General features: G+C 70.4%; 19 protein-coding genes and 1 pseudogene. 11 read left to right on the top strand and 9 right to left on the bottom strand.

Annotation, left to right across the window (positions count from 1 at the left end):
- The first annotated feature begins 41 nt into the window (after positions 1–41).
- Positions 42–656, top strand: a complete 615-nt coding sequence (locus tag ACZ5K7_RS22125; RefSeq protein WP_468915464.1) for a TetR/AcrR family transcriptional regulator — start codon at positions 42–44, stop codon at positions 654–656.
- Here ACZ5K7_RS22125 and poxB read toward each other — a convergent pair.
- The 3 genes from poxB to ACZ5K7_RS22110 are packed head-to-tail and all read right to left on the bottom strand — an operon-like array spanning position 653 to position 3905.
- Complete coding sequence (gene poxB / locus ACZ5K7_RS22120) at positions 653–2386, bottom strand: ubiquinone-dependent pyruvate dehydrogenase (RefSeq protein ID WP_351698456.1); 1734 nt, start codon at positions 2384–2386, stop codon at positions 653–655. The genes ACZ5K7_RS22125 and poxB overlap by 4 nt on opposite strands.
- Before the next feature lie 48 nt (positions 2387–2434).
- A complete protein-coding gene (locus ACZ5K7_RS22115) occupies positions 2435–3280 on the bottom strand; it encodes an acetoacetate decarboxylase family protein (protein ID WP_351698454.1) in 846 nt (281 codons plus the stop codon).
- A gap of 16 nt (positions 3281–3296) precedes the next feature.
- Positions 3297–3905, bottom strand: a complete 609-nt coding sequence (locus tag ACZ5K7_RS22110; protein ID WP_468915462.1) for a MarR family winged helix-turn-helix transcriptional regulator — start codon at positions 3903–3905, stop codon at positions 3297–3299.
- Here ACZ5K7_RS22110 and ACZ5K7_RS22105 point away from each other — a divergent pair.
- Positions 3880–4506 (top strand): annotated as a pseudogene (locus tag ACZ5K7_RS22105) (YceI family protein); the annotation flags it as partial. The gene ACZ5K7_RS22110 and the pseudogene ACZ5K7_RS22105 sit on opposite strands and share 26 nt — an antisense overlap.
- Before the next feature lie 192 nt (positions 4507–4698).
- Positions 4699–5301, top strand: coding sequence for an NAD(P)H:quinone oxidoreductase (wrbA, locus tag ACZ5K7_RS22100; protein ID WP_351698795.1), 603 nt, complete (start codon positions 4699–4701; stop codon positions 5299–5301).
- Positions 5302–5384: 83 nt separating this feature from the next.
- Here the strand turns inward: wrbA and ACZ5K7_RS22095 are convergent, their stop codons facing one another.
- Complete coding sequence (locus ACZ5K7_RS22095) at positions 5385–5789, bottom strand: tautomerase family protein (protein WP_351698450.1); 405 nt, start codon at positions 5787–5789, stop codon at positions 5385–5387.
- A gap of 65 nt (positions 5790–5854) precedes the next feature.
- Here ACZ5K7_RS22095 and ACZ5K7_RS22090 point away from each other — a divergent pair, with 65 nt between their 5' ends.
- The 4 genes from ACZ5K7_RS22090 (at position 5855) to ACZ5K7_RS22075 (ending at position 10793) form a co-directional block, all read left to right on the top strand.
- Positions 5855–6859, top strand: a complete 1005-nt coding sequence (locus ACZ5K7_RS22090) for a zinc-dependent alcohol dehydrogenase (RefSeq protein ID WP_468915687.1) — start codon at positions 5855–5857, stop codon at positions 6857–6859.
- Positions 6860–7097: 238 nt separating this feature from the next.
- On the top strand, positions 7098–8681 hold the full coding sequence (mdlC, locus tag ACZ5K7_RS22085; protein ID WP_468915460.1) for a benzoylformate decarboxylase: 1584 nt from the start codon (positions 7098–7100) through the stop codon (positions 8679–8681).
- A gap of 11 nt (positions 8682–8692) precedes the next feature.
- Complete coding sequence (locus ACZ5K7_RS22080; RefSeq protein WP_351698446.1) at positions 8693–9442, top strand: SDR family NAD(P)-dependent oxidoreductase; 750 nt, start codon at positions 8693–8695, stop codon at positions 9440–9442.
- 88 nt (positions 9443–9530) lie between these two features.
- Entirely contained in the window at positions 9531–10793 is a 1263-nt protein-coding gene (locus ACZ5K7_RS22075; RefSeq protein ID WP_468915458.1) for a cytochrome P450 family protein, read from the top strand.
- On the opposite strand, the gene ACZ5K7_RS22070 is transcribed toward ACZ5K7_RS22075, so the two are convergent.
- On the bottom strand, positions 10790–11785 hold the full coding sequence (locus ACZ5K7_RS22070; protein WP_351698442.1) for an Lrp/AsnC family transcriptional regulator: 996 nt from the start codon (positions 11783–11785) through the stop codon (positions 10790–10792). The genes ACZ5K7_RS22075 and ACZ5K7_RS22070 overlap by 4 nt on opposite strands.
- Positions 11786–11974: 189 nt before the next feature.
- On the opposite strand from ACZ5K7_RS22070, the gene ACZ5K7_RS22065 reads away from it, so the two are divergent.
- Complete coding sequence (locus tag ACZ5K7_RS22065) at positions 11975–13567, top strand: MFS transporter (RefSeq protein WP_468915456.1); 1593 nt, start codon at positions 11975–11977, stop codon at positions 13565–13567.
- Positions 13568–14243: 676 nt separating this feature from the next.
- Here ACZ5K7_RS22065 and ACZ5K7_RS22060 read toward each other — a convergent pair.
- Positions 14244–15278, bottom strand: coding sequence for a type 1 glutamine amidotransferase family protein (locus ACZ5K7_RS22060; protein WP_468915454.1), 1035 nt, complete (start codon positions 15276–15278; stop codon positions 14244–14246).
- 130 nt (positions 15279–15408) lie between these two features.
- Here ACZ5K7_RS22060 and ACZ5K7_RS22055 point away from each other — a divergent pair, with 130 nt between their 5' ends.
- The gene (locus ACZ5K7_RS22055; protein ID WP_468915452.1) at positions 15409–16086 is read left to right on the top strand and encodes a TetR/AcrR family transcriptional regulator; all 678 of its coding nucleotides are present in this window, start codon (positions 15409–15411) and stop codon (positions 16084–16086) included.
- 98 nt (positions 16087–16184) lie between these two features.
- Here ACZ5K7_RS22055 and ACZ5K7_RS22050 read toward each other — a convergent pair whose 3' ends face one another.
- Positions 16185–17642, bottom strand: a complete 1458-nt coding sequence (locus tag ACZ5K7_RS22050; protein ID WP_351698434.1) for a DUF7405 family protein — start codon at positions 17640–17642, stop codon at positions 16185–16187.
- A gap of 381 nt (positions 17643–18023) precedes the next feature.
- Between ACZ5K7_RS22050 and ACZ5K7_RS22045 the strand changes: the two genes are divergently transcribed.
- Positions 18024–18317 carry an IS3 family transposase gene (locus ACZ5K7_RS22045; protein WP_468915450.1) on the top strand — a complete coding sequence of 98 codons (294 nt, stop codon included), beginning with the start codon at positions 18024–18026 and terminating at the stop codon, positions 18315–18317.
- Positions 18318–18344: 27 nt separating this feature from the next.
- Here the strand turns inward: ACZ5K7_RS22045 and ACZ5K7_RS22040 are convergent, their stop codons facing one another.
- Positions 18345–18908 (bottom strand): TetR/AcrR family transcriptional regulator, encoded by a 564-nt coding sequence (locus ACZ5K7_RS22040; RefSeq protein WP_351698430.1) that lies wholly within the window; start codon positions 18906–18908, stop codon positions 18345–18347.
- 122 nt (positions 18909–19030) lie between these two features.
- On the opposite strand from ACZ5K7_RS22040, the gene ACZ5K7_RS22035 reads away from it, so the two are divergent.
- Entirely contained in the window at positions 19031–19894 is an 864-nt protein-coding gene (locus tag ACZ5K7_RS22035) for an SDR family NAD(P)-dependent oxidoreductase (RefSeq protein ID WP_351698428.1), read from the top strand.
- 13 nt (positions 19895–19907) lie between these two features.
- Here ACZ5K7_RS22035 and ACZ5K7_RS22030 read toward each other — a convergent pair whose 3' ends face one another.
- Complete coding sequence (locus ACZ5K7_RS22030) at positions 19908–21239, bottom strand: enolase C-terminal domain-like protein (protein WP_351698426.1); 1332 nt, start codon at positions 21237–21239, stop codon at positions 19908–19910.
- Positions 21240–21593: the final 354 nt, after the last annotated feature.

The raw sequence follows: 21593 nt of genomic DNA, 5'->3' as shown, positions 1-21593 counted from the left end.
TTGACAAGATCGAGTCGTTGAACGAAGTTTCATTCGTGACGATGCCACCCTCCGTGACCACCGCCGACGAGAGCCCGCTGCGCCGGAAGATCATGGACGCCGCGCTGGAGTTGTTCGACGAGCGCACCTGGGACGGCACCAACGTGCCCGAGATCGCCACCCGGGCCGGGGTCGCGGTGGGCACGATCTACCGCTACTTCCCCAACAAGCAGGCGCTGGGCGAGGCGGTCTTCACCGAGGCGAAGGCGGCGTTCGCCGACGCGGTGGTCACCGACGCCGTGCGCACGGCCGACCCGGTGACCGCGATCGGGCTGGTCTGGCGGCATCAGGTGGCGTTCGCCACGGCCTATCCCCAGGCGTTCTCGTTCCTGGAACACCAGGTGCACGGCTCGTACCTGCGGCCGCAGGCGTACGAGGTCGTCAACCGGCTCAATGCCGAGCTGGTCGAGATCCTGCGGGCGGCGCAGGCGGCCGGTGCCGCCCGCGCCGGTGATCCGCAGGTGCTGCTGTCGATGGCGTTCGGCGCGTTCGTCGGGGTCACCAAGCACTCACGCGCCTCGGGGACCCCGCTGGGCGAGTACGACCTGGAGGGCGTCCGGCAGGCCGTGCTGAGCCTGATCGGGTTCCCGGACGCCGGCGCCCCCGGCGTCTCCTAGGACGACAGGTGCCGCACCACGTTGGTGCGGGCCAGGTCCAGGAGTTCGTCACCGCGTCCCGACAGCACGGTACGGGCGGCGTACAGGGCGAAGCCCCTTGCCTGGTCGAAGGTGATCGTCGGCGGGACGGACAGCTCCTGCCGGGCGGTCATCACCTCCACCAGGGCCGGCCCGGGATGGGCGAACGCGGTGCGCAGCGCGTCGGCGAGGTCGGCCGGGTGCTCCACCCGGCTGCCGTGGATGCCCAGGGACTCGGCGACGTCGGCGAAGTTCGGGTTGTCGAGGTCGGTGCCGAAGTTCACCATGCCCTCGGCCTTCATCTCCAGCTCCACGAAGCCGAGGGCTCCGTTGTTGAAGACCACGATCTTCACCGGGTGCCGCTGCTGCTTCAGGGTGATCAGATCGCCGAGCATCATGGCCAGTCCGCCGTCCCCGGACAGCGCGATCACCTGCCGGTCCGGAAAGGCGGCCTGGGCGCCGATCGCCTGGGGCAGCGCGTTCGCCATGCTGCCGTGGGTGAACGAACCGATCAGCCGGCGGCGTCCGTTCATCGTCAGATAGCGCGCGGCCCAGATCACCGGGGAGCCGACGTCCGGGATGAACACCGCGTCGTCACTGGCGAGTTCGTCGACGATGCGGGTCAGGTACTGCGGGTGGATCGGGGTGCGGTTGTGGTCGTCGACGGCGAGCCGGTCCAGGCGGGTGCGAGCCTTGCCGTAGTGGTCGCGCATCGCGTCCAGGTGCCTGGAGTCGGTCCGCGGCGCGAGCTTGGGGAGCAGGGCCTCGGCGGTGTCCCGTACGGTGCCGACCAGGGCCAGGTCCACGCGGGTGCGCCGGCCGATCTGCTCGCCGCGCACATCCACCTGCACGACGGTGGCGTGCTCGGGCAGGAACTGCCGGTACGGGAAGTCCGTGCCCAGCATCAGGAGCGTGTCGCACTGCTCCATCGCGCGGTAGCCGGAGGTGAAGCCGAGCAGTCCGGTCATCCCGACGTCGTACGGGTTGTCGTACTCCACGTGCTCCTTGCCGCGCAGGGTGTGCACGACGGGAGCCCGCAACGCCCCGGCGAGCCGCACGAGTTGGTCGTGGGCGCCGGCGCAGCCCGCGCCGGCCAGGACGGTGATCCGCTCGGCCCGGTTCAGAAGGGCGGCGGCCTGCTCGATCTCCGCGTCGGCGGGGCGCACCACCGGTGTGGTGGGCCGTACGGTGGCCGCCCTGCGCGGGTGGTCGAGCCGGTGCTGGAGCACGTCGCCCGGGACCACCAGGACGGACACCCCGCTGCGCTCGACGGCGGTCCGCAGCGCGATGTCGAGGAGATAAGGGAACTGCTCGGGCGTGGAGGCCAGTTCGCAGAAGTCGCTGCACTCCCGGAACAGCTCCTGGGGGTGGGTCTCCTGGAAGTAGCCGGTGCCGATCTCCGCGCCGGGGATGTGCGCGGCGATCGCGAGCACGGGGACCCGGCTGCGGTGTGCTTCGAACAGCCCGTTGACCAGGTGGAGGTTGCCCGGTCCGCAGCTGCCGGCGCAGACGGCGAGCGAGCCGGTGACCGCCGCCTCACCCGCGGCGGCGAACGCGGCCGCCTCTTCGTGCCGGTAGTGCTCCCAGGCCACCGACGGATCCCGGCGCAGGGCGTCGGTCAGTCCGTTGAGCGAGTCGCCGGGCAGTCCGTGGATCCGGGATACGCCCGCGTTCCGCAGGCCGTCGACTATGAGGTCGGCGATGGTGTGCATCAGCTTCCTTTCGTTGCGGAGGCCGGGGGCGCTCCCGGTCCTGTTCGACTACTCGCTCAGCCGGTGCACTTCGGTCACGGTGTACGACATCGAGGCGCGGAAGCCGGTGCCGGTGCGCACCGGGGCCAGGTCCGCGAGTTCCTCGCCGCGGGCCTCGAACAGGGTGATGTCGCCGGAGCCGACCCAGACGTCGGCGAGCGCCTGGTCGCCGAACTCGGCCATGACCAGCTCGTGCACGGCGGGCTCGTCGTAGTGGCCGGCGGTCAGCGTGGGGAAGTGCCGGAGGTTGACCGTGGGCCGGAACAGGCTCGCGGGGTCGTCCGCCGGACGCTCCAGGGTCACCCCGGCCTCCGCGAGGGTGTGCCCGGCCGCCGACAGGGACGCGCCGAACCTGCCGCCGGCCGCGAGGGACGGTGACGCCTTGCCGGGCGACGCGAAGACCCGGGTCTGGGCGACCGAGCCCAGCTTCTTCGGAAAGCCCTGCACCCAGCCGCGGGCCAGGGCGAGGTCGTTGTCCACGTAGATGTACGGGCACCACGACACCGGCTCGTCCCCGAACCGGGCGTCCACCAGCAGCATGAACTCGCGGTACTGGCTGCGTACCGGGTCGAGGTACTCCGCGTTCCCGGCGGAGAACTGCCAGTCGACGAAGAGCGCCACCACACGCCCGTCGGACTCGGTGTCGGGGGTCAGCCCCTCGGGGAGGGTCGCCGCGGCGGCCGCCGGATCCGTCCAGAACTCGACGCCGACGATGTCACCGGCGTAGTGCCACGGCGGAGCGGGGGCGAGGTTCGCCACTCCGCGCGGCGACAGCGGGTAGGTGTAGCCCTTCAGCAAGGGTGCCTCCAGAGAGCGCGGGTCCAGCCAGAACGGGCCCATGCTCTGCGCAGCCACGCGGTCCCGGCTTGGGTCAAATGACTGGTTCCCGGTAGCTGGAGGCTGCTGCCGGGTATCCGGGGGGTTCCTCGGCCTCGGCCACGGGCGGCGTCTCGGCCGCGGTTCCCGCCCGGTCCGCGGGGCTCTCCTTCTGTCCCGCACCCCGTTCGCACGGGGAGAGGAGCGGCTGGGCCACCGACCCCACCTGCTCGGCCAGTCGCCGGACCAGAGCGGGATCGACCTGGTCCATGACACGTCTGCGGGCGCTGGCGAGATGCGCCGGATAGGCGGCCCGTAGGCGCTGCCGGCCGGCCTCGGTGAGCTCGGTGACGTACCCGCGGGCGTCCGTGCAGTGGCGCCGCTTGGTCACCAGGCCCTGGTCGCGCAGGTTCTCCACGACCCGGGTGATGCGGCTCGCGGACAGGGCGGCCGCCGAGGCCAGCTCGGTCATCCGCATGCTGTCGTCCTCGGCCTCGGAGAGATGCATCAGGACGATGTACTGCGTGAGCGACAGGCCCGTGGCGCAGAGCAGGTCCTCGTCGAGCGCCCGCGGAAGAGCGACCAGCATCCTCTGCAGCGCACGCCAGAGAAGGTCCTCGTCGGTGTTCAGCGGGCAGATGGGCTCGGGTGACTGTGCGGACATCTACCGGCCTCCCTTCCGTAGTGTCCCGGTGCCACCACTGAAGCACATGATTACTTGCTTGACAAAGCATTTCGAGGGGAGCCAAGATACTTGCCAAGGCAAGCAACAGCGCCGTAGCGGACCAGCCGCGCGACGCCAACCGAGAGGCCAGAAGGGCATGAGCGTCGAATTGCCCCCCGCGGGGACCTACACGGTCGATCCGGAGCGGTCGTCCATCGGCTTCACCACGCGGCACATGTTCGGCCTGGGCAAGGTGAACGGCACCTTCCGGGTGGAGTCGGCGAGCATCACGATCGCCGAGCCGGTCACCGAGTCGGCCGTGACCGCCGTCGTCGACGCGGGCAGTTTCCACACGGGGACCCCGCGCCGGGACGACCACGTGCGCTCCCCCGCCTTTCTGCACGCGGAGCGCCACCCCGGGATCCGGTTCGAGTCGACCGGGGTGAGCCGGGGCACGGCCGGCGTCTGGGTCGTCCAGGGCCACCTCACCGTCCGCGGTACCCGCGCGCCGGTCGAGCTGACGGTGGACGCACTGTCCGTCGAGAACGGCTCACTGAAGATCTCGGCCTCCGCGACCGTCGACCGGTACCGCCACGGGCTGACCGCGGCGAAGGGGGTCGCCGCACGTCTGCTGCGGCTCTCCCTGTCCGCCACCGCTCTTCCCGACCCCGGCCCGACGGCTCCGGCCGCCGGCGCCACGACGGTTTCCGCCGTCGAGACCGAGGCGGCCCCGGCCGCCGCAAGCAAGGCGGCGTCCGCCGCCGAGACCACAGCACAGCGAGAGGATTTCCCCATGGCCCCCAAGGTCGCCGTCATCTACTACTCGTCCACCGGTACCGTCCACGAGCTGGCGGAGGCCGTCGCCGACGGCGCCCGCAAGGAGGGCGCGGAGGTACGGCTGCTGCGCGTGTCCGAGCTGGCGCCCGAGGAGGCCATCGCGAGCAACGACGCCTGGTCGGCGCATGCCGCGGCCACCAAGGACGTCCCGGTCGCCACCCCGGCCGACATCGAGTGGGCGGACGCCGTGGTCTTCGGCACCCCCACCCGGTTCGGCAACATCGCCAGCCAGCTGAAGCAGTTCATCGACACGCTCGGCGGCCTGTGGGCGCAGGGCAAGCTGGCCGACAAGGTCTACAGCGGCTTCACCGCCACGGCCACCGCGCACGGCGGCCAGGAGTCCACGCTGCTCGCGCTCTACAACTCCGTCCACCACTTCGGCGGCATCCTGGTGACGCCCGGCTACACCGACCCGGTGAAGTTCGTCGACGGCAACCCCTACGGCACCAGCCACGTCAACGGCCAGGGCGCCATCCCGGTCGACGACACCGCCCGTAACGCCGCCGAGTACCAGGGCAAGCGGGTCGCCTCCATCGCCGCGCGCTTCACCGCCGCGTAACCGGCGGCGGCACGGACGGCCGTGTGCCGGCGGCGGGGGTGTCGTCGGCACACGGTCAGGTCACCGAGTACGGCTGTCCGCTGTCACGCCTCGCCGCGGCCGGCCAGCCACTCCTGCTCCGCGCCCGGTTCGGGCAGCACCTGGCCGCCTTCGACGGCGGACCTGGCGGGGCTGTCCTCCAGGACCACCATGACGTGGCTCTCCGCCACCCCGGTGACGCGGGCGGCCGCCGAGGACAGCTCCAGCGCCAGCCGGGTCGCCTCCTCCTGCGGATGTCCGCGCCGGACCCAGCCGCTGACGATCAGCGGGGCCCCGGGCACCCCGCCGGCGAAGACACTGTCCGACGGCGGCTCGGAGAAGATCACGTTGACGTAGCCCGGTGGCACATGGTTGATCGCCGCGTGGATCCGGGTGATCTCGGCCGCCAGCGCGGCCTTCGACTCACTTGTCAGGGTTCCCTGTGCTGCGGTGCAGGTGTAGACGGGCATTTCGGCTCCTCGTCGGACGGGGCGGAATCGCTCACGGCAACGGCGGAAGGGCTGTGACGGCCGTGATGGAAGCAGTGGTCCTGGGTGTGGACCGGAAGATCGTGCTGGAGTCGAGGCCGGAGCCCGGGCTCCGGCCCGATCAGGTGATCGTGGAGGTCGATCTGTGCGGCATCTGCGGCACCGACCTGCACGCGCCGCAGATGCCGCAGGTCTACCGCGGCGGTTTCGTCATGGGCCACGAGCCGTCCGGCCGGATCAGCCGCGTGGGAGACGCGGTCGAGGGCTGGGAGGTGGGCAGGCGGGTCGCCGTCAATCCGAACGGCAATGTATGCGGCCGCTGCCGGTACTGCCTCTCGGGGCGCCCCAACTTCTGCCGGCAGGCCACGATGGAGACCGCGCTCGGACTCCAGACGGACGGCGCCCTCGCCCGGCGGATGGCCGTCTTCCCCGGTACCTTGCGGGCGCTGCCCGCGTCGATGGGCCGCCTGGAGGCGGCCTGGGTCGAGCCGACGGCCACGGCCCTGCGCGCGGCGGTGCTGGCCGGCGATCTGAAGGGGGCCACGGTCGCGGTGTTCGGCGGCGGCCCGATCGGACAGCTGGCCTGCCGTATCGCCGCCCACCGGGGCGCGGAGCGGATCGTCCTGGTGGAACCGGCCCCGGAGCGCCGCCGCTTCGGCCCGGCCTCGGGCGCCGGTCTGACGCTGAGTCCGGCCGAATCCGGTGCCGAACTCGCCGAGTCCTCGGTGGACGTGGTGTTCGAGTGTTCGGGCAACGCGGCGGCGCGGGCGGAGGCCCTGCGACTGCTGGCCCCCGGTGGGGTACTGGTCAACGTGGGCGGGGGGCCCGGCGGCGGCTTCGACCCCGATGTCGTACTGCTCAAGGAGATCACCATCCGCGGATCCTTCGTGTACGGCTCCGAGTTCGACGACGCCATCGATCTGCTCGCCCGCGGCGCCGTCCGGGTCGACGACCTCACCACGGAGATCGCCCCGGTCGGGGAAGCACTGCGCGCCATCGACGCCCTCCGCTCCGCCGAGGTCATGAAGGTGTTCATCGCACCCAACGGCTGACCCCAGGGTCCGCCCGGCCGCCGGGTTCCGCCTTCGGTCATCCGACTGAGGCCGGAACTGCGGGCAGCGGCCGGCGGTCCGTGGGCGGCACACAGTCGTCGTATCAGCAGGCGCGTCAGTCATCGGACGGAATGCGAGGCGCCCATGGCTGGGTCAGGATGAGGTGGATCATCCCCCCCACCGGACCCGGCACGAAAGCTGGCAGGTTGCCATGACCCAACAAGCCACTGTCCGAACCGTGACCTACGATCTGCTGCGTTCTCTCGAACTGACCACCGTCTTCGGCAATCCGGGGTCGACCGAGCAGACGTTCCTGCAGGAGTTCCCCGAGGACTTCACCTACGTACTGGCCCTGCAGGAGGCCTCCGTCATCGCCATGGCCGACAGCTTCGCCCAGGTGACCGGCCGACCCGCACTGGTCAACGTGCACTCCTCGGCCGGGCTGGGCAACGCCATCGGCAACCTGGTGGCCGCCTACCACGGCAACACCCCGCTGATCGTCACCTCGGGGCAGCAGCACCGGGAACTGCTGATCGGCGAGCCCTATCTGGGCAACCGCGAGGCCACCACGCTGCCCAAGCCGTGGGTGAAGTGGGCGTACGAACCCGCCCGTGCCGAGGACGTCCCGGAGGCGTTCCTGCGGGCCTACGCCACGGCGCTGCAGCCGCCCGCCGGGCCGGTCTACCTGTCCATCCCGATGAACGACTGGAATCAGCCGCTGTCCGGCTTCACTCGAATGCGGACCTTCAGTGACCGGATGCTGCCCGACCCGGACCGGCTCCGTGCCTTCGCCGACCGCATCTCCGCCAGCAGCCGTCCCGCACTGGTCTTCGGACCGGAGGTGGACCGCGCCGGCGGCTGGGACGTGGCTGTCGCCCTCGCGGAGAAACTGCGCGCGACCGTCTACGGCTCCCCGCTGCTCGACCGTGCCTCCTTCCCCGAGGACCACCCCCTCTTCGGCGGGCCGCTCGGCATGTCGGTGAAGACCATCAGCGACCGGCTGGAAGGACACGACCTGGTCGTCGTGATCGGCGCCGAGGTGTTCCGGTACTACCCCTACGTCCCGGGCTCCTACCTGCCGGACGGCACCGAGCTCCTCCAGATCACCGGCAACCCCGACGTCGCCGCGGCCGCGCGCGTGGGCGACAGCCTGCTGGGCGACCCCAGGGCGGCGATCGAGCAGCTCCTGGGCGCGGTCGAGGAGGGCACCGCCCGGACCACTCCGCAGCCGATGGAGCGTCCCCGGGTGCTCCCGGAGGCACCGAACAGCCCACTGACCCCGCCGGAGGTCTATGCCGCGCTGAGCGGCGTCAAGCCCGCGGACGCGGTCATCGTCAACGAGTCGACGTCCACCATGGCCCAGCAGATCGAGTGGCTGCCCACCACCCGGACCGGTTCCTTCTTCGCCACGGCCAGCGGCGGCATCGGCTGGGGTGCACCGGCGGCCGTCGGCGTCGCCCTGGCCGACCGGCAGCGGGGCGTGTCCCGGCCGGTCGTCGCACTGATCGGCGACGGTTCCTTCCAGTACTCGGTGCAGTCCGTCTGGACGGCGGCCCAGCACCGGCTGCCCATCGTCTACGTCGTGATGCGCAACCAGGAGTACTCCATCCTCAAGTCGTTCGCCGTGCTGGAGGAGACCCCGGGCGTCCCCGGGCTCGACCTGCCCGGGCTCGACATCGCCGCGGTGGCCGGCGGCTTCGGCTGCCGCTCGGTCGACGTCGACACGGCCGAGGACCTGCAACGCGAGTTCAAGGCGGCGCTCGCCGCGGACACCACCACGGTCATCGTGGTGGCCACCCAGCCCCAGAAGGCAATGCTGTAACGGGAGCAGTGATGGATCTCGGACTCAAGGACCGCGTCTACATCGTCACGGGCGGCACCCGCGGCCTCGGTCTGGCCGCCGCCCGTGAACTGACGGCCGGCGGCGCGAAGGTGGTGGTCAGCGGGCGCAGCACGCACTCGCTGGCCGCGGCGGAGGCGGAGCTCGGCGGCCCCGGGCAGGCCGTCGGTGTCGTCGCCGACAACGCCGACCCCGGGACCCCGGACCGGCTGATCGACTCGGCGCTCGGGGCGTTTAAGGGGCTGGACGGCGTGCTCATCAGCGTCGGCGGCCCGCCGACGGGCACCACGGACGCCATCGACGACGACCAGTGGCGTACGGCCTTCGAGTCGGGATTCCTGGGCGCGGTGCGGCTGTCGCGGGCCGTCGCCGCGCGGCTCGGCGAGGGCGGGGTGATCGGTTTCGTCCTGTCCACCTCGGTGTACGAACCGATCCCCGGCCTCGCCACCTCCAACGCACTGCGCCCCGCGCTGGCCGGTTACGCGAAGACCCTCGCGGGCGAGCTCGGCCCCCGGGGCGTCCGTGTGCTCGGCCTGGTCCCGGCCCATATCGGGACCGACCGCGCCCTCGAACTCCAGTCGATCACCGGCGACGCCGACAGAACCGCTGCGGGCATCCCGCTGCGCCGTCTCGGCACTCCGGAGGAGTTCGGCCGCACCGCCGCCTTCCTGCTGTCGCCCGCCGCTTCCTATGTCACGGGGGCCATGGTGACGGTCGACGGCGGGACGAGGGCCAGTTTCTGACCGCCAGTCATTCCCAACTGTCCTTGACACGCTCCCGCTTGAACATAATGCTTGCCGACGAAAGCAATTTGTTCGGGCGGGAGAAGTCATGACCACACACACCCCGGGCGGCCCGCTGCGAGCCGCCCTGGAGGGGCCCGCGTTCCAGGCGGACCCGCATGCGGTACTGCGGACGCTGACGGACTCCGCGTCCGCACACCGCTGCGAACCGGACGGCGCTCCACCGCAGTTGCTCGTCACCGGGTACGACGCGGCGCGCCAAGTGCTCACCGATCCGCGGGTCTCCAAGCGGAGCGAGCGCGCCGGCCTGGAGCCCGGCTGGCTGATGAGCGGGGTACGGGACGAGGTCGGGGTCGACTACATGCTGACCGTGGACCCGCCCGAGCACACCCGGCTGCGCAAGGTGGTGGCGCGCGCCTTCACACCGCAGCGCGTCGAGGCCCTGCGGCCGCGGACCCGGGAGATCGCTTCCCGGGCGGCGGAGGCCGTACTGGCCCAGGAGACACCGGAGTTGGTGGACGGCTTCGCCGCCCGCGTCCCCATCTCCGTGATCTGCGAACTGCTCGGCGTGCCGCTGACGGACCGGGACCGGTTCGGCTGGGCCTCCGAGCAGGTCGTGGCCCCGGTCGCCGGTTCGGACCGGGAGGAGGCCTACGTATGGCTGAGCGGGTACCTGGCGGAGCTGATCGCGGGCAAGCGGGCCGAGCCCGGACCTGATCTGCTGAGCGCGCTGGCCGTCGACACCGACGAGGACCGGCTCACCGACCCGGAGCTGATCGGCATGGCCTTCCTGCTCCTGATCGCCGGGTACGAGACGACCGCGAACCTGATCAGCACCGTACTGCTCGGCCTGGCCCGGCAGCCGGACCTCCTGCGGACCCTGCGCGCCGATCCCGGTCTGATCCCCGCGGCGACGGAGGAGTTCCTCCGCCTGGACGGACCGGTGGTGACCGCCACCGAACGGTTCGCCACGGAGGACATGCGGGTCGGGGAGGTGCCGGTGCGGCGCGGGGACATGCTGCTGGTCTCCCTGGCGGCGGCGAACCGGGACCCGGCCCGGTTCGAGGAGCCGGACTCCTTCCGCCTCGGGCGTCCGGCCGGCGGCCATCTCGCCTTCGGGCACGGCGTCCACCACTGCCTGGGCGCTCCGCTGGCGCGGATGGAGGCCGAGGTCGCGATCACCGTGTTCGTCCAGCGCGTCGAGAGTCTCGCCCTGGCCGTGCCCGAGGCCGATCTGGAGTGGGCGCCTGGCCTGCTGATGCACGGGGTCCGGCGGCTTCCCGTGTCCGCCGTGGTCTCCGGGGACTCCGTGGCCTCCGGAGATTCCGTGGTCTCCGGGGACTCCGTCTAGACGGAGGACGCGGGCACCAGCCGGCCCCGGGAGATGAGGGAGGCCGCCTTCTTCAGGTGGTGGACGCTGATGCTGACGCCATAGCCGTCGATGCCCGGGGTCGCGGCGATCCGGGTGGTGAGAAAGCGGTAGAAGTCCTCGGGATCGCGGGCGATGACGGTGACCATCAGGTTGTGCTCCCCGCTGATGGCCCCGACGAAGGGGACCTCGTCGTGCCGGGCGGCCTCCGCACCGACCCGCTCCAGGTGGGCGGGGGCCACCCGTAGCCACAGGACGGCGTGCAGCCAGTGGCCCAGCCGCTCCGGGAGCAGTTCGACCTCGTACTCGAGGGTGCCGGAGCTCTCCAGCGACTCCAGCCGCCGGGCCACCCGCGACAGGGACCAGCCGGTGAGCTCGGCGAGCCGGGTGTGGGTGGTGCGGCCGTCCTGGGCCAGGGCCTCCAGCAGCGGGGCGTCCTCGTCGGCGGGCGGGAGCGGGGGCCCGGGGGCGAGCGGCGGCCGCTCCGAGGTCAGCCGCCGGATCTGCTCGGGGTCGAGGTTGTCGCCGTAGCCGGTCCAGCCGGCGGTGCCGGGCGCGTCGTAGTTGTGGATGATCAGGTCGATGCTGACGTCCAGGACCGAGGCGGACCTCGGCAGTTGCCGGAGCAGCACGTCCTCGCGGGGCATGTCGAGCGGCGCGTGGATGACGCAGATGATCTCCGAGCCGCCCGAGGCCAGATGGGCCCAGGAGATGTCGGGGCGGCGGGCGAGAGCCTCGGCGAGCGGGGCGACCCGGTCGGGACGGCACCGGATGCGGGCGACCCACTCCGCGGCGCCGTACACCCGCCGGTTGACCAGTCCCACCACCCGGAGCGCGCCGCTGCGGCGCAGCGCCTGGTAGCGGCGGGCGGCGGTCTGCTCGGAGACGCCCGCCACCTCGCCGATCCGGCGGAAGGGCAGCCGGGGCGCGCACTGCAGAGCACGGAGGATCTTTCTGTCCACGTCGTCGAGCATGGTGAAAGTGTGCCACGACACTGGAACAGTATGGAGGATTCTTCTGCTGGAGGGGCGGTTGGTTGGTGGTTGCGCGAGCGGGACCGGATGCTGTGGCGGCGGGTTTCCCACCGGAAGTCCGTACGACACAGGCCGCCGGGTTCGCCGGGGCCTCGACCGCGGTGCGGTGCGCCGCGAAGGAGTATCTCCGTGAACGTCACGACACCGGCGAGCGCGCCGGTCGAACGACGGACGGCCACGATCGTCATGGCCTGCCTGGGCGTCTTCGTCGCCTATCTTCCTGTCACCACCGTCGCCGTGAGCCTGCCGGCCCTGCAGGGGGCGCTGAACGCGTCGACGGCCCAACTGTCGTGGGTGCAGGACGCGTTCGTGCTGCCGATGGCCGCGTTCATCCTGACCGCCGGCGTCTTCGGGGACGTGCACGGGCGCAAGAAGGTGTTCCAGGCCGGCCTGCTCTTCTCGGCGGCGGGCGCGGTCACCGCCCTGTGCGCGCACTCCATCGAGGTCGTCTGGGCCGGGCAGGCCCTGGCCGGTGTCGGCGCGGCCGCGCTGCTGCCGACCACGCTGGCGCTGATCAGCCATGTGGTGCCGGACCACCGGGAGCGCGGCAAGTACATCGGCATATGGGCCACCTGCCTGATGGCGGCCCTGGCGGTCGGTCCGGTGATCGCCGGTGTGGTGGTCGCGCACTTCTCCTGGCGCTGGATCTATCTGCCGGCCGTCCCGGTCGCGCTGCTCTCCGTCCTCGTCGCGGCCCGGCAGCTGACCGACTCCCGGGCTCCGCACGGCCGCCGGCTGGACTGGCCCGGCCAGCTCACCGCCACGCTCGCGATCACCGCGCTGGTCTACGGCGTGATCGAGGGCGGCGCCGGCTCGTTCACCGACGCCAAGGTGATGGTGGCGCTGTTCACGGCCGTGGCCGCCGGTGTCGCCTTCGTCCTGGCGGAACGGCGCAGCGACAGCCCGATGCTGGACCTGAGCCTGTTCCGCAGCCCCGCCTTCACCGCCACCACCCTGGTCGCGACGATCAGCTTCCTGGCGCTGATCGGGTTCTTCTTCGTCCTCAGTCTCTACTTCGGCATGGTGCAGCGGCTGGACACCCTGGAGGCCTGCTGGCGGCTGCTGATGGTCACCGGGGCGGCCCTGCTGGTCGGCGGTCCGGCCGGGCGGCTGATGCACCGGGTCTCCGCCCGCTGGATGATCACCGGCGGTCTGCTGCTGGTCGCCGCCGCCCAGTTCGCGCTGACCGGGCTGGCCGCGGACACCTCCTTCGCCTCGGCCGCCTGGCGGCTCGCCCTGCTGGGCCTGGGCATGGGCTTCGTCATGACCCCCATGACGGCCACCGCGGTGGCCTCCGTGCCGCACCACCTGGCCGGCATGGCCGCCGCGGGCAACAACGCGTTCCGGCAGGTCGGCGGTGCCCTCGGCCCGGCCGTGCTGGGCGCGCTGCTCACCACCCGGGCGCTCGACGCGCTGCCCGGCCACCTCACCGACGCGGGGGTCACCGGCGGGACGCAGGAGCGTATCGTCTCGGCCGCGCAGTCGGACGGTCTGGGCGCCGTCGCCTCGCTGGACCTGGGAGCACAGACCGGGCAGGCGATGGGGGCACTCGGCGACTCCTTCCTGGACGGGATGCGCCTGTGCCTGATCACGGCGGGGAGCCTCACCCTGCTGGCCGCCCTGGTCGCGGTGGTCCTGCTGCGCGCCCCCCGGCGGCAGCCCACGCTCCGGGCGGCGGGAGAGAAGGCGGGAGAGAAGCCGTCGGCCGTGCAGGGCGCCTGACGGCAAGCCGGTCCCGAGGACACCGCTGGGGGTGTCCTCGGGATCAGGCCGGCCGGGGACGTAGGCGTCACCCGTGACCGGTCGCTCCTGGTAGGTGCCGCGCACCGATGAGTCGGCCTCGTTGATTCCTGGCGCGAACGGCTGGTTGGCCTGAATTTCCTGGAGCACGGGCCTGGCGGTCACGACGGGTTCGGTGTTCAGGCCGGGGATCGTGACGGACCACTCACCGGCGTGGCGCCGGCCGGTCGTGGGGCTGGTCTCGAAGCGGGTGGCCTGCGGGGCGGGCGGATCGACCGAGACGACGCGGTGCATGCCGTGCAGGGCGTCGAGCGGGCCGGACAGTGACGCGTTCGGTATCCGCACATCGAGCTGGTCGGCGCACGCGCTGAACTGGTCGGGCTTCGCGTTCTGCTCCGAGGTGTACGCCCCGCTCCCCCCGTCCCGCCTCATCCTTGGGGGAGATCCGCGTGATGCCCTTGCCGCTGAGCCGCACCTCGTGGCCGTTGCGGAACGGTGTGCGCGTGGCCGCTCGCGGCGTTGGCCGCCGCGGGAAGTCCGACGGAGCCTGCGGTGGCGACTCCTGCGAGGGCGACCGCCGTCGCCCGACGTCCGTGGATGCGCTTCCTTGTGCGCATCGGTTTCTCCTCTCCACTCTCGACGTGACGGCCGGGTCCAACTAGCGCGTGCGTGACAAGGAGTCGCGTGCCCGGCCGCGCACGATCTCGGCCAGCCGGGCGGCCTGCTCGTCCGCGGCTTGGGGTCCGTTGCCGGTCAGCAGGGAGTGGTCGGCGTCCCAGATCACCTTGACGGCCGAGGGGTTGAGGGCGAGGTTGACGTCGTAACCGGCTTCCTTGAGCGCCACGTCGACGTAGTAGGTCAGGCGCGTGCGTTCGCCGGGCACCTTGGGGTACTGGAACCCGAGCATCGCCCTTTCGCCGTACTTGGGCACGGTGGTGATCCGTGCCCCCTTGAAGGCGTGGTCGGGATCGGTCGTGACCTTCCCGTCGCCGTCGACCCGGTAGCGCGCCGAGGTCAGGGCCACCGGGGCATGGCAGATGAGGGATATCGGGACGTCGACCTCGCGCAGTGTGTGGAGCAACTCCCCCATCCACGGGTTGTCGTGGAAGTCGACCATCGGGGCGTGTCCGCCGGGCATGTGCACGAAGGCCAGGTCTGCCAGCGAGAATCCGGAGGCGGGATCGCGGTGCCGTTCGATCAGCTGCTGGATGGACAGGTACTCGCGCTGCGGCAACGCCTCGAAGCCGGCGACGACATCGCCTCGGACGGAGATGGCCTCCGCGTCGGTCTTGGGAAGCGGCTCGGAGACCGGGATGCGTCCGAGAAGCCGGTGGGCGAGGGCGAGTTCGGTCTCACGGCGCTTGAGGAGGTCCGGATTCTTCTCGCGCAGCTTCTCGGGGCCGAACCGCTCGACTCCGCTCTGCATGGTGGTACGGGCGGTGGCGAGACCGAGGTTTCCGCCCCCGTGGAAGTTGAGAGCGAGTCCGTTGACGTCGAGCTGCGGCAGTTGGCCGTCCGGCGTGGCCAGGATGAAGTCGTATGCGCTCTCGAACTCCGCCATCACGGCGGCGAGTTCGACGAGGAAGAACCCGGTCGGTATCCCGGGGTGGCCAGCGGGCTCACTCAGCGGAAGCAGACGTGCCGACGACAGGACGATCAGGGCCTTGGGCCGAGGGGCGGTGGATTCGGTCATGGTCTTTCCCTCTCTTCGGAGTCGGTGTCGGATTCTTCGAACCGACCCGACCTAACAGACCGGCGGGCTCTTCGAGCATAAGAGACCCCCGGTCTCTACACAAGGGACCGGAGGTCTGTAATATGTCGGCATGAACACGTTCCAGCGGGCCAGAAACGAGGAGCAGCGCGAAGTACGCCGCCGGAGCATCCTGGAGACGGCGGCGACCATGCTCAGCGAGATGCCGGTCTCAGCCGTGAGCCTCAATGAGCTCAGCCGCCGCGTGGGACTGGCGAAGTCCAACGTCATGCGGTACTTCGAGTCGCGAGAGGCGGTCCTGCTGGACCTCCTGGAGAGCCTGACCCGCGATTTCCTGACAGAGGTGGTCGATCAGCTGCCCGCCTGCGTCGACCGGACGAGTTCCGCGATCACGAGAGCCGAGTCGGTGGCATCAGGTCTGGCCGCGTCGTTCGCGTCCCGGAAGATGCTCTGCGAACTGCTCAGCGCCCAGGCCGGCATCCTGGAGCACAACGTCTCCGCCGAGGTGGCCGCGAAGTACAAGCGGGGGGCCCACGACGGCCTTGCCGGTCTGGCCGGCATGCTGCGGGAGATCCTGCCCGAGCTCGGCGACCGGGAGGCCGCCGAAGCAGCCGGCATGACGATCGTTCTCGTCGGAGCGTTGTGGACGCACAGCCATCCGGCGGAGGCCGTTCGTGCCGCCTACGCCGGCGACCCGAGTCTCGTATTCCTCCCTACGCCCTTCGCTGCGACGCTCGAGCGTTCGATCACGGTCTATCTGATCGGCCTGCTGGCCGACTCCGACCGGTGATCCCAGCCGAACCGGCCGGGCGCGGGATCAGGCACGGCGCCGGCAGAGGTCGCGCGGCTGTCTCCGCCGAACTCTCAAGGCGCGGCGCGCGGCTCGTGTCAGGCAAGGAACTCGGCGAGTGGGAAGGAGCGATGGCGACGTGGTGGAACCAGATAGTTCTGCCGGTGGGTCGTGTGCAGGACCGAGTTGATGCCGGCGTGGGGGCTGCGCGGATCGACAGGGAGTGTCCTGTCGGGATAGTGGCCGTCCATCGAGAGCCGAACGATATTGAAGATTTCCGTCGTCGGCTGGAACTGAATGAAGTGCAACCCGGCGGCCGGCTTCTTGCTGTAGTGGTCTGCCGTCGGATCGGATGTGTAGTGGAATGGATTGTCCAGCGTATCGAAATCGCCGCGCACGGGAATGGTCGTCCCTGAGGGATAGGCTTTTCCGTAGTTACTGGTCTCCGGCGATGTGGTGCTGTCCAGCTCCGACATGCTCCCGGTATGGCCGTACCCGTGGTACCGCTCAACCCCCTGCGCCACCTGGGCCTCACTTTGACCTGGCGGTTGGAGGGCAAGCGTACCCGGCGCGGGCGCGGGCGAGAGGCCGGGATGGAGCATTGCCTGGACGCGATCCGTGTACTGCGGGAAGTTCTTTTCGTACCAGGTCACCAGATCTTGAAACAGGTGCGAGAGATGCATGGTGGTGCCCTGTTTGAAGTAACCATTGGGCCACTGATCGGTGAGGCCGGGCAGGGTTTCCAGATTGGCGATGACACCAGGTCCCATATTCGAATTCAGGGTGGTGGCGAAGCCGAGGAAGCCCTGTGCCGCTCGAGGAATCGACTTCGCACCGGGAATATCGGCAGCCAGCGCCAGCTTGCTCGGCAGGCCCTGTTGCCCGTAGAAACCGCCCCCGGAGAACCCCTGGCGGATACTCGTCACCTTGAACAGGCTGCCCGCTCGGTTGCTTCCGGCCCCGAAGAGGGCGTCGCTGGCTGCCTTGATATTGGCGAGCGAGTCGCTGCGGAGTAGCACGGCCACGTCGTTCTGTTCCAAGCGGACCGGCCCGAATCCTGGCGGGGGCTGGTCGCTGGGGAACGTCCTGGCCTCCTGGAGCGCATATACCGTGTGCCCCTCCTTCTTGGAGGTCTGCAAATCGACCGGCAGATACGCCGGATACGATGTTCCCGCCTTGAAGAAATCCGACGTCTTGCCCAGGGTCGGGATGTAGTGGTGGAAGTAGGGAAGCCCCCAGGCCACCGTGGCGCCCACTCCTGCGGGAGTGGGCGGAAACTGGTGTTCCAGGTCCAGGAGGACGGACTCGAGGTGGTGCTGCGCCTCCTGCAACGCCTTGGCGTTCGCCGACACATTCAGCTTCGCGGTAATGACATGATCGTGCAGGGCCGGCACCCGGACCGCAATCTTGCCGTCGCTGCTCTGCACGCCCGAGCCATTGACATTGACCACTTTCTCGCCCTGCAGGATATATTGTTCCTGGCTGGGTGGACTGTCGCTGGCAGTGGGCCGGTGCGGCGGTTCGACAATGGTGTCGATCATCTCATAGATGCCCACGGACGCCAGAGCGGCACCGAAAGTGCCCGCTGTCCCCTGAAGAAGGTGTCGCCTGCTCAAGTTCCCGCGCGACCGCCCCGCACGCTCATTTTCGTTGCTGTCTTTCACGAGACGTATTCCCTACTGTGGAGTAGATGTCCGCCATCACCCGGCATCGAGGCCTGACCTGCTCGAATGACCGTGATACCTTCTGCCACTCATGCGCGTCGGAGGGACTCAGGGGCTGAAATAAACGGGGAGGACCAGGTGATCGTGCCGTCGAATGAGGACCGGCGCGCGACCAGCGCGGATACGACCTTGCGCAGGTTCCGCCAAATAGCCGATGACAATGGGCCGGCTGCCATCACCTTCGCTGTCACGATATAACCACACAGGGCCTGATTGATTGAAGCCAACACGCAGCCCGGGTTATCGAAGCCAACGCCGACCGAGTGCGTCCGCGGCCGCCTCTTCACCACCCGGGCCGAGACGAACCTCGCGCTCTTTGAGTACGCAGCCCAATCCCACCGCATCCAGAAACGGCTCGGCCACCTCAGCCCCATCGAATTCGACGACAAGCACCACGCCGACCGGGCAACGACCGCCCACCCAGACGGGGATACCAATCGTTTATGCCCCGCCGACAGCGATTGGCTGCCTGAGACAGAAACGAACGGCCGGGACCGAATGGGCTGATCTGTGGATCCGCCAGTCCCGTGCCCCCTACGGGCGCAGGCCCCGGAGGACGACGTCGAGATAGACGTCCGCGGAGACGTCCTGCTCCGGGTGCCTGGGAAGTGCGGAGATCAGGGCGAGGACCTCGTCCGCCGCGACGTCGGCCCGCACCGCGCCCGCTGTCTGCGCGCGGGCCCACAGGCGGGCGAAGCTCGCTTTCATCGGGGCACCGACCGCGGCCATCGGGGACCGGTCGTCGGTCAGACAGGCCCCGACGCGCATGCTCATCCCGCCGTGCTCGGCAGCGCTCCGGTCGTACAGGCGCAGCCACTGCGCCACCGCCTGCCACACATCGGGCGCGTCGACCAGTTCACGGGCCTGTGCGTCCAGGAGGTCGAGGCGGTCCTTCATGATCGCGACGAAGAGGTGCTCCCTGCTGGGGAAGTGCCGGTACAGCGTGCCGCGTCCCACTCCGGCTTCCTTGGCGACGTCGTCCATGGGGGCGTCCGCGCCGTCACGGCTGAAGACCTTCTGCCCCGCGGCGACCAGTGCCTCGTAGTTTCGGCGGGCGTCCGCTCGCAGCGGCCTGGCGTCAAGGGGCGGAGTGCTCATGGGGATCATCCTATTTGACAACCGGACACGGTGTCCATATCGTCGGAAACGTAAGCGGACGCAGTGTCCGTTTATGTGTTCCACGCCTGTGGTCACACGCGCCCAGCAAGGGGAGAAGCACCATGGCATCACCGGACAGCAGGACGGTCGTGGCCGTCGTCACCGGAGCGAGCCGGGGCGCCGGCCGGGGTATCGCGGAGGCACTGGGCGGCCAGGGGGCGACCGTCTACGTGACCGGCCGCAGCCGGTCGGCCTCCGATTCGCCGTACGGAGGCACCGTCGCGGAGACCGCGGCCCTGGTCGACAAGGCAGGCGGTACCGGGATCCCGGTGGTCGTCGACCACGGGGACGACCAGGCGGTGGCGGACCTCTTCGACACCGTCCGGCGCGACCACGGGCGGCTGGACATCCTCGTCAACAACGCCGCCAAAGTCGTCGGGACTCCGGCGTCGGTCGGGTTCTGGGAGAGGCCCCTGGAGGCAGCGGACCTGCTGACGGTCGGACTGCGCTCGCACTACGTGGCGAGCTACCACGCGGCACCGCTGCTGATCGCGAACGGCCGCGGTCTCATCGTCAACACCGGTCACTACGGTGCCGTGTCCTACCACCACAGTCCCGCGTACGGGGCGCAGAAGGCGGGCGCCGACAAGCTGGCGGCCGACATGGCCAAGGAGTTGCGACCCCACCACGTCGCGGCGGTCTCCCTGTGGATGGGGCATGTCGACACCGAGCGCGCCCGCGCCTACCTGGACTCCCTGCCCCAGCGGGACCGGCCGGCCGAGAAGCGGGATTCACCCCAGTTCGCGGGCCGCGTGATCGCGGCCCTGTACTCCTCCGGCGAACTGATGGCCCTCTCCGGCAGGGCACTGATCGGAGCCGAGCTGGGTGCGCTGCTCGGGGTCACCGACATCGACGGCTCCCGGCCCCGGTCCGAGCGCTACACGCTGGGCGGGCCGCCCGAGCTGCACCCGAGCCTGCTGGGCTGATCCGCCGGCCCCGCTAACGCACCAGACAGGGCCGCTTGGCGTCGAAGGTCCAGCCGTCCACGAGGTAGCGCATCCCGGTCGCGTCGTCGCGGCCCGCGCCGAGGTTCCGCTCCTCGTGGAGAGCGTGGGCCGCGAGCAGCCGGTCCATGTCGAGGCGGATGCCGAGCCCGGGGGCGTCGGTGACGGCGACCTCGCCGTCGACGATCCTCGGCGGTGCGACGGTGAGGCGCTCGCGGCCCTCCTGCCAGATCCAGTGCGTGTCCAGGGCGTTGTAGTCGCCGGGGGCCGCGGCGCCGCAGTGGGCCATCATGGCCAGGGAGATGTCGAAGTGGTTGTTCGAGTGGCAGCCCCAGGTCAGCCCCATCTCGTGGCAGAGCTGTGCCACCCGCACCGAACCGCTCAGGGTCCAGAAGTGCGGATCCGCGAGCGGGATGGAGACCGACTGCAGGGCCAGGGCGTGGGTGAGCTGCCGCCAGTCGGTGGCGATCATGTTGGTCGCGGTGGGCAGGCCGGTGGCCCGGCGGAACTCGGCGAGGATCTCGCGCCCGGAGTAGCCGCCCTCGGCACCGCAGGGATCCTCGGCGTAGGCGAGGGTGCCGAGCAGCGGCCGGCACAGTTCGACGGCCTCCCGCAGGGACCAGGCGCCGTTGGGGTCGAGGGTGATCCGGGCCTCGGGGAAGCGTTGCTTCAGCGCCTGGACGGCCTTGACCTCCTCGGCGCCCGCCAGGACCCCGCCCTTGAGCTTGAAGTCCCGGAAGCCGTAGTGGTCGTAGGCCGCTTCGGCCTGCCGGACGATCGACTCCGGGGTGAGCGCCTCCTCCCGGCGGATGCGGTACCAGTCCACGTCGGCGTCGGGTTCGCGGAGGTAGTCCAGGTCGGTGCGGTCGGGGTCGCCGACGTAGAAGAGGTAGCCGAGGACGCGCACCGAGTCGCGCTGCTTGCCGTCGCCGAGCAGGGCGGCGACGGGCACCTCCAGGTGCTGGCCGAGCAGGTCGAGGAGGGCTGACTCGACGGCGGTGACGGCGTGCACGGTCGTCCGCAGGTCGAAGGTCTGCTCACCGCGGCCACCGGCGTCCCGGCCGCCGAACGCCTCCCCGACGGCCCTCAACACCCGCTTGTGGTCACCGAGCCGTGCGCCGACGACCAGGGACTCGGCGTCCCGCAGCGTCCGGGTGATCGCCTCCCCTCCGGGCACCTCGCCGAGCCCCGTCCGGCCCTCGGAGTCCTCGACGACCAGGACGTTGCGGGTGAAGTACGGGGCATGGGCACCGGAGAGGTTGAGCAGCATGGAGTCCCGGCCTGCCACCGGGTACACGGAGAAGCGGGTGACGACGGGCTGACTCATGGGCGAACGTCCTTACGGAAGAGGGGCTTACACACCACGGCCACGCCGACTGCGACGAGTAGAGGCAAGCCGGTTCCCCTTCGACCCGAGTGTCACATCCGTGTCCATGTTCATGAATGATACGCGCGTACAGAGACAGCGTCTACATACGGAGACAGGGGCTACGGATGCGGACGCACTCGGGTCAATGGGGGTGCGGGAGTGTTCGCCGGACCGCTCCCGCCCTCCGAGGTCAGATCCGGTGATCGATTCCCGCGCGTGCGGCGCAGGCGGAGTCCGCGTCGTCGTGGACCTGGGTCGCGTCGCCCGTGGACAGGAGGGCCTCGGCCGGCGCCGGGGGCTGGGCGGACTCGG

The sequence above is a fragment of the Streptomyces sp. NPDC031497 genome (assembly GCF_055580905.1).
Note: the sequence above shows the minus strand (reverse complement) of the source record. Positions and strands in the feature narration are given on the sequence as shown.

Coding starts and splice junctions, on each gene's coding strand:
- ACZ5K7_RS22125 (WP_468915464.1), top strand. CDS start 42: ATGCCACCCTCCGTGACCACCGCCGACGAGAGCCCGCTGCGCCGGAAG.
- ACZ5K7_RS22090 (WP_468915687.1), top strand. CDS start 5,855: ATGGAAGCAGTGGTCCTGGGTGTGGACCGGAAGATCGTGCTGGAGTCG.
- ACZ5K7_RS22110 (WP_468915462.1), bottom strand. CDS start 3,905: ATGTCCGCACAGTCACCCGAGCCCATCTGCCCGCTGAACACCGACGAG.
- ACZ5K7_RS22030 (WP_351698426.1), bottom strand. CDS start 21,239: ATGAGTCAGCCCGTCGTCACCCGCTTCTCCGTGTACCCGGTGGCAGGC.
- ACZ5K7_RS22075 (WP_468915458.1), top strand. CDS start 9,531: ATGACCACACACACCCCGGGCGGCCCGCTGCGAGCCGCCCTGGAGGGG.
- ACZ5K7_RS22035 (WP_351698428.1), top strand. CDS start 19,031: ATGGCATCACCGGACAGCAGGACGGTCGTGGCCGTCGTCACCGGAGCG.
- ACZ5K7_RS22070 (WP_351698442.1), bottom strand. CDS start 11,785: ATGCTCGACGACGTGGACAGAAAGATCCTCCGTGCTCTGCAGTGCGCG.
- poxB (WP_351698456.1), bottom strand. CDS start 2,386: ATGCACACCATCGCCGACCTCATAGTCGACGGCCTGCGGAACGCGGGC.
- ACZ5K7_RS22040 (WP_351698430.1), bottom strand. CDS start 18,908: ATGAGCACTCCGCCCCTTGACGCCAGGCCGCTGCGAGCGGACGCCCGC.
- ACZ5K7_RS22060 (WP_468915454.1), bottom strand. CDS start 15,278: ATGACCGAATCCACCGCCCCTCGGCCCAAGGCCCTGATCGTCCTGTCG.
- ACZ5K7_RS22095 (WP_351698450.1), bottom strand. CDS start 5,789: ATGCCCGTCTACACCTGCACCGCAGCACAGGGAACCCTGACAAGTGAG.
- ACZ5K7_RS22055 (WP_468915452.1), top strand. CDS start 15,409: ATGAACACGTTCCAGCGGGCCAGAAACGAGGAGCAGCGCGAAGTACGC.
- ACZ5K7_RS22080 (WP_351698446.1), top strand. CDS start 8,693: ATGGATCTCGGACTCAAGGACCGCGTCTACATCGTCACGGGCGGCACC.
- wrbA (WP_351698795.1), top strand. CDS start 4,699: ATGGCCCCCAAGGTCGCCGTCATCTACTACTCGTCCACCGGTACCGTC.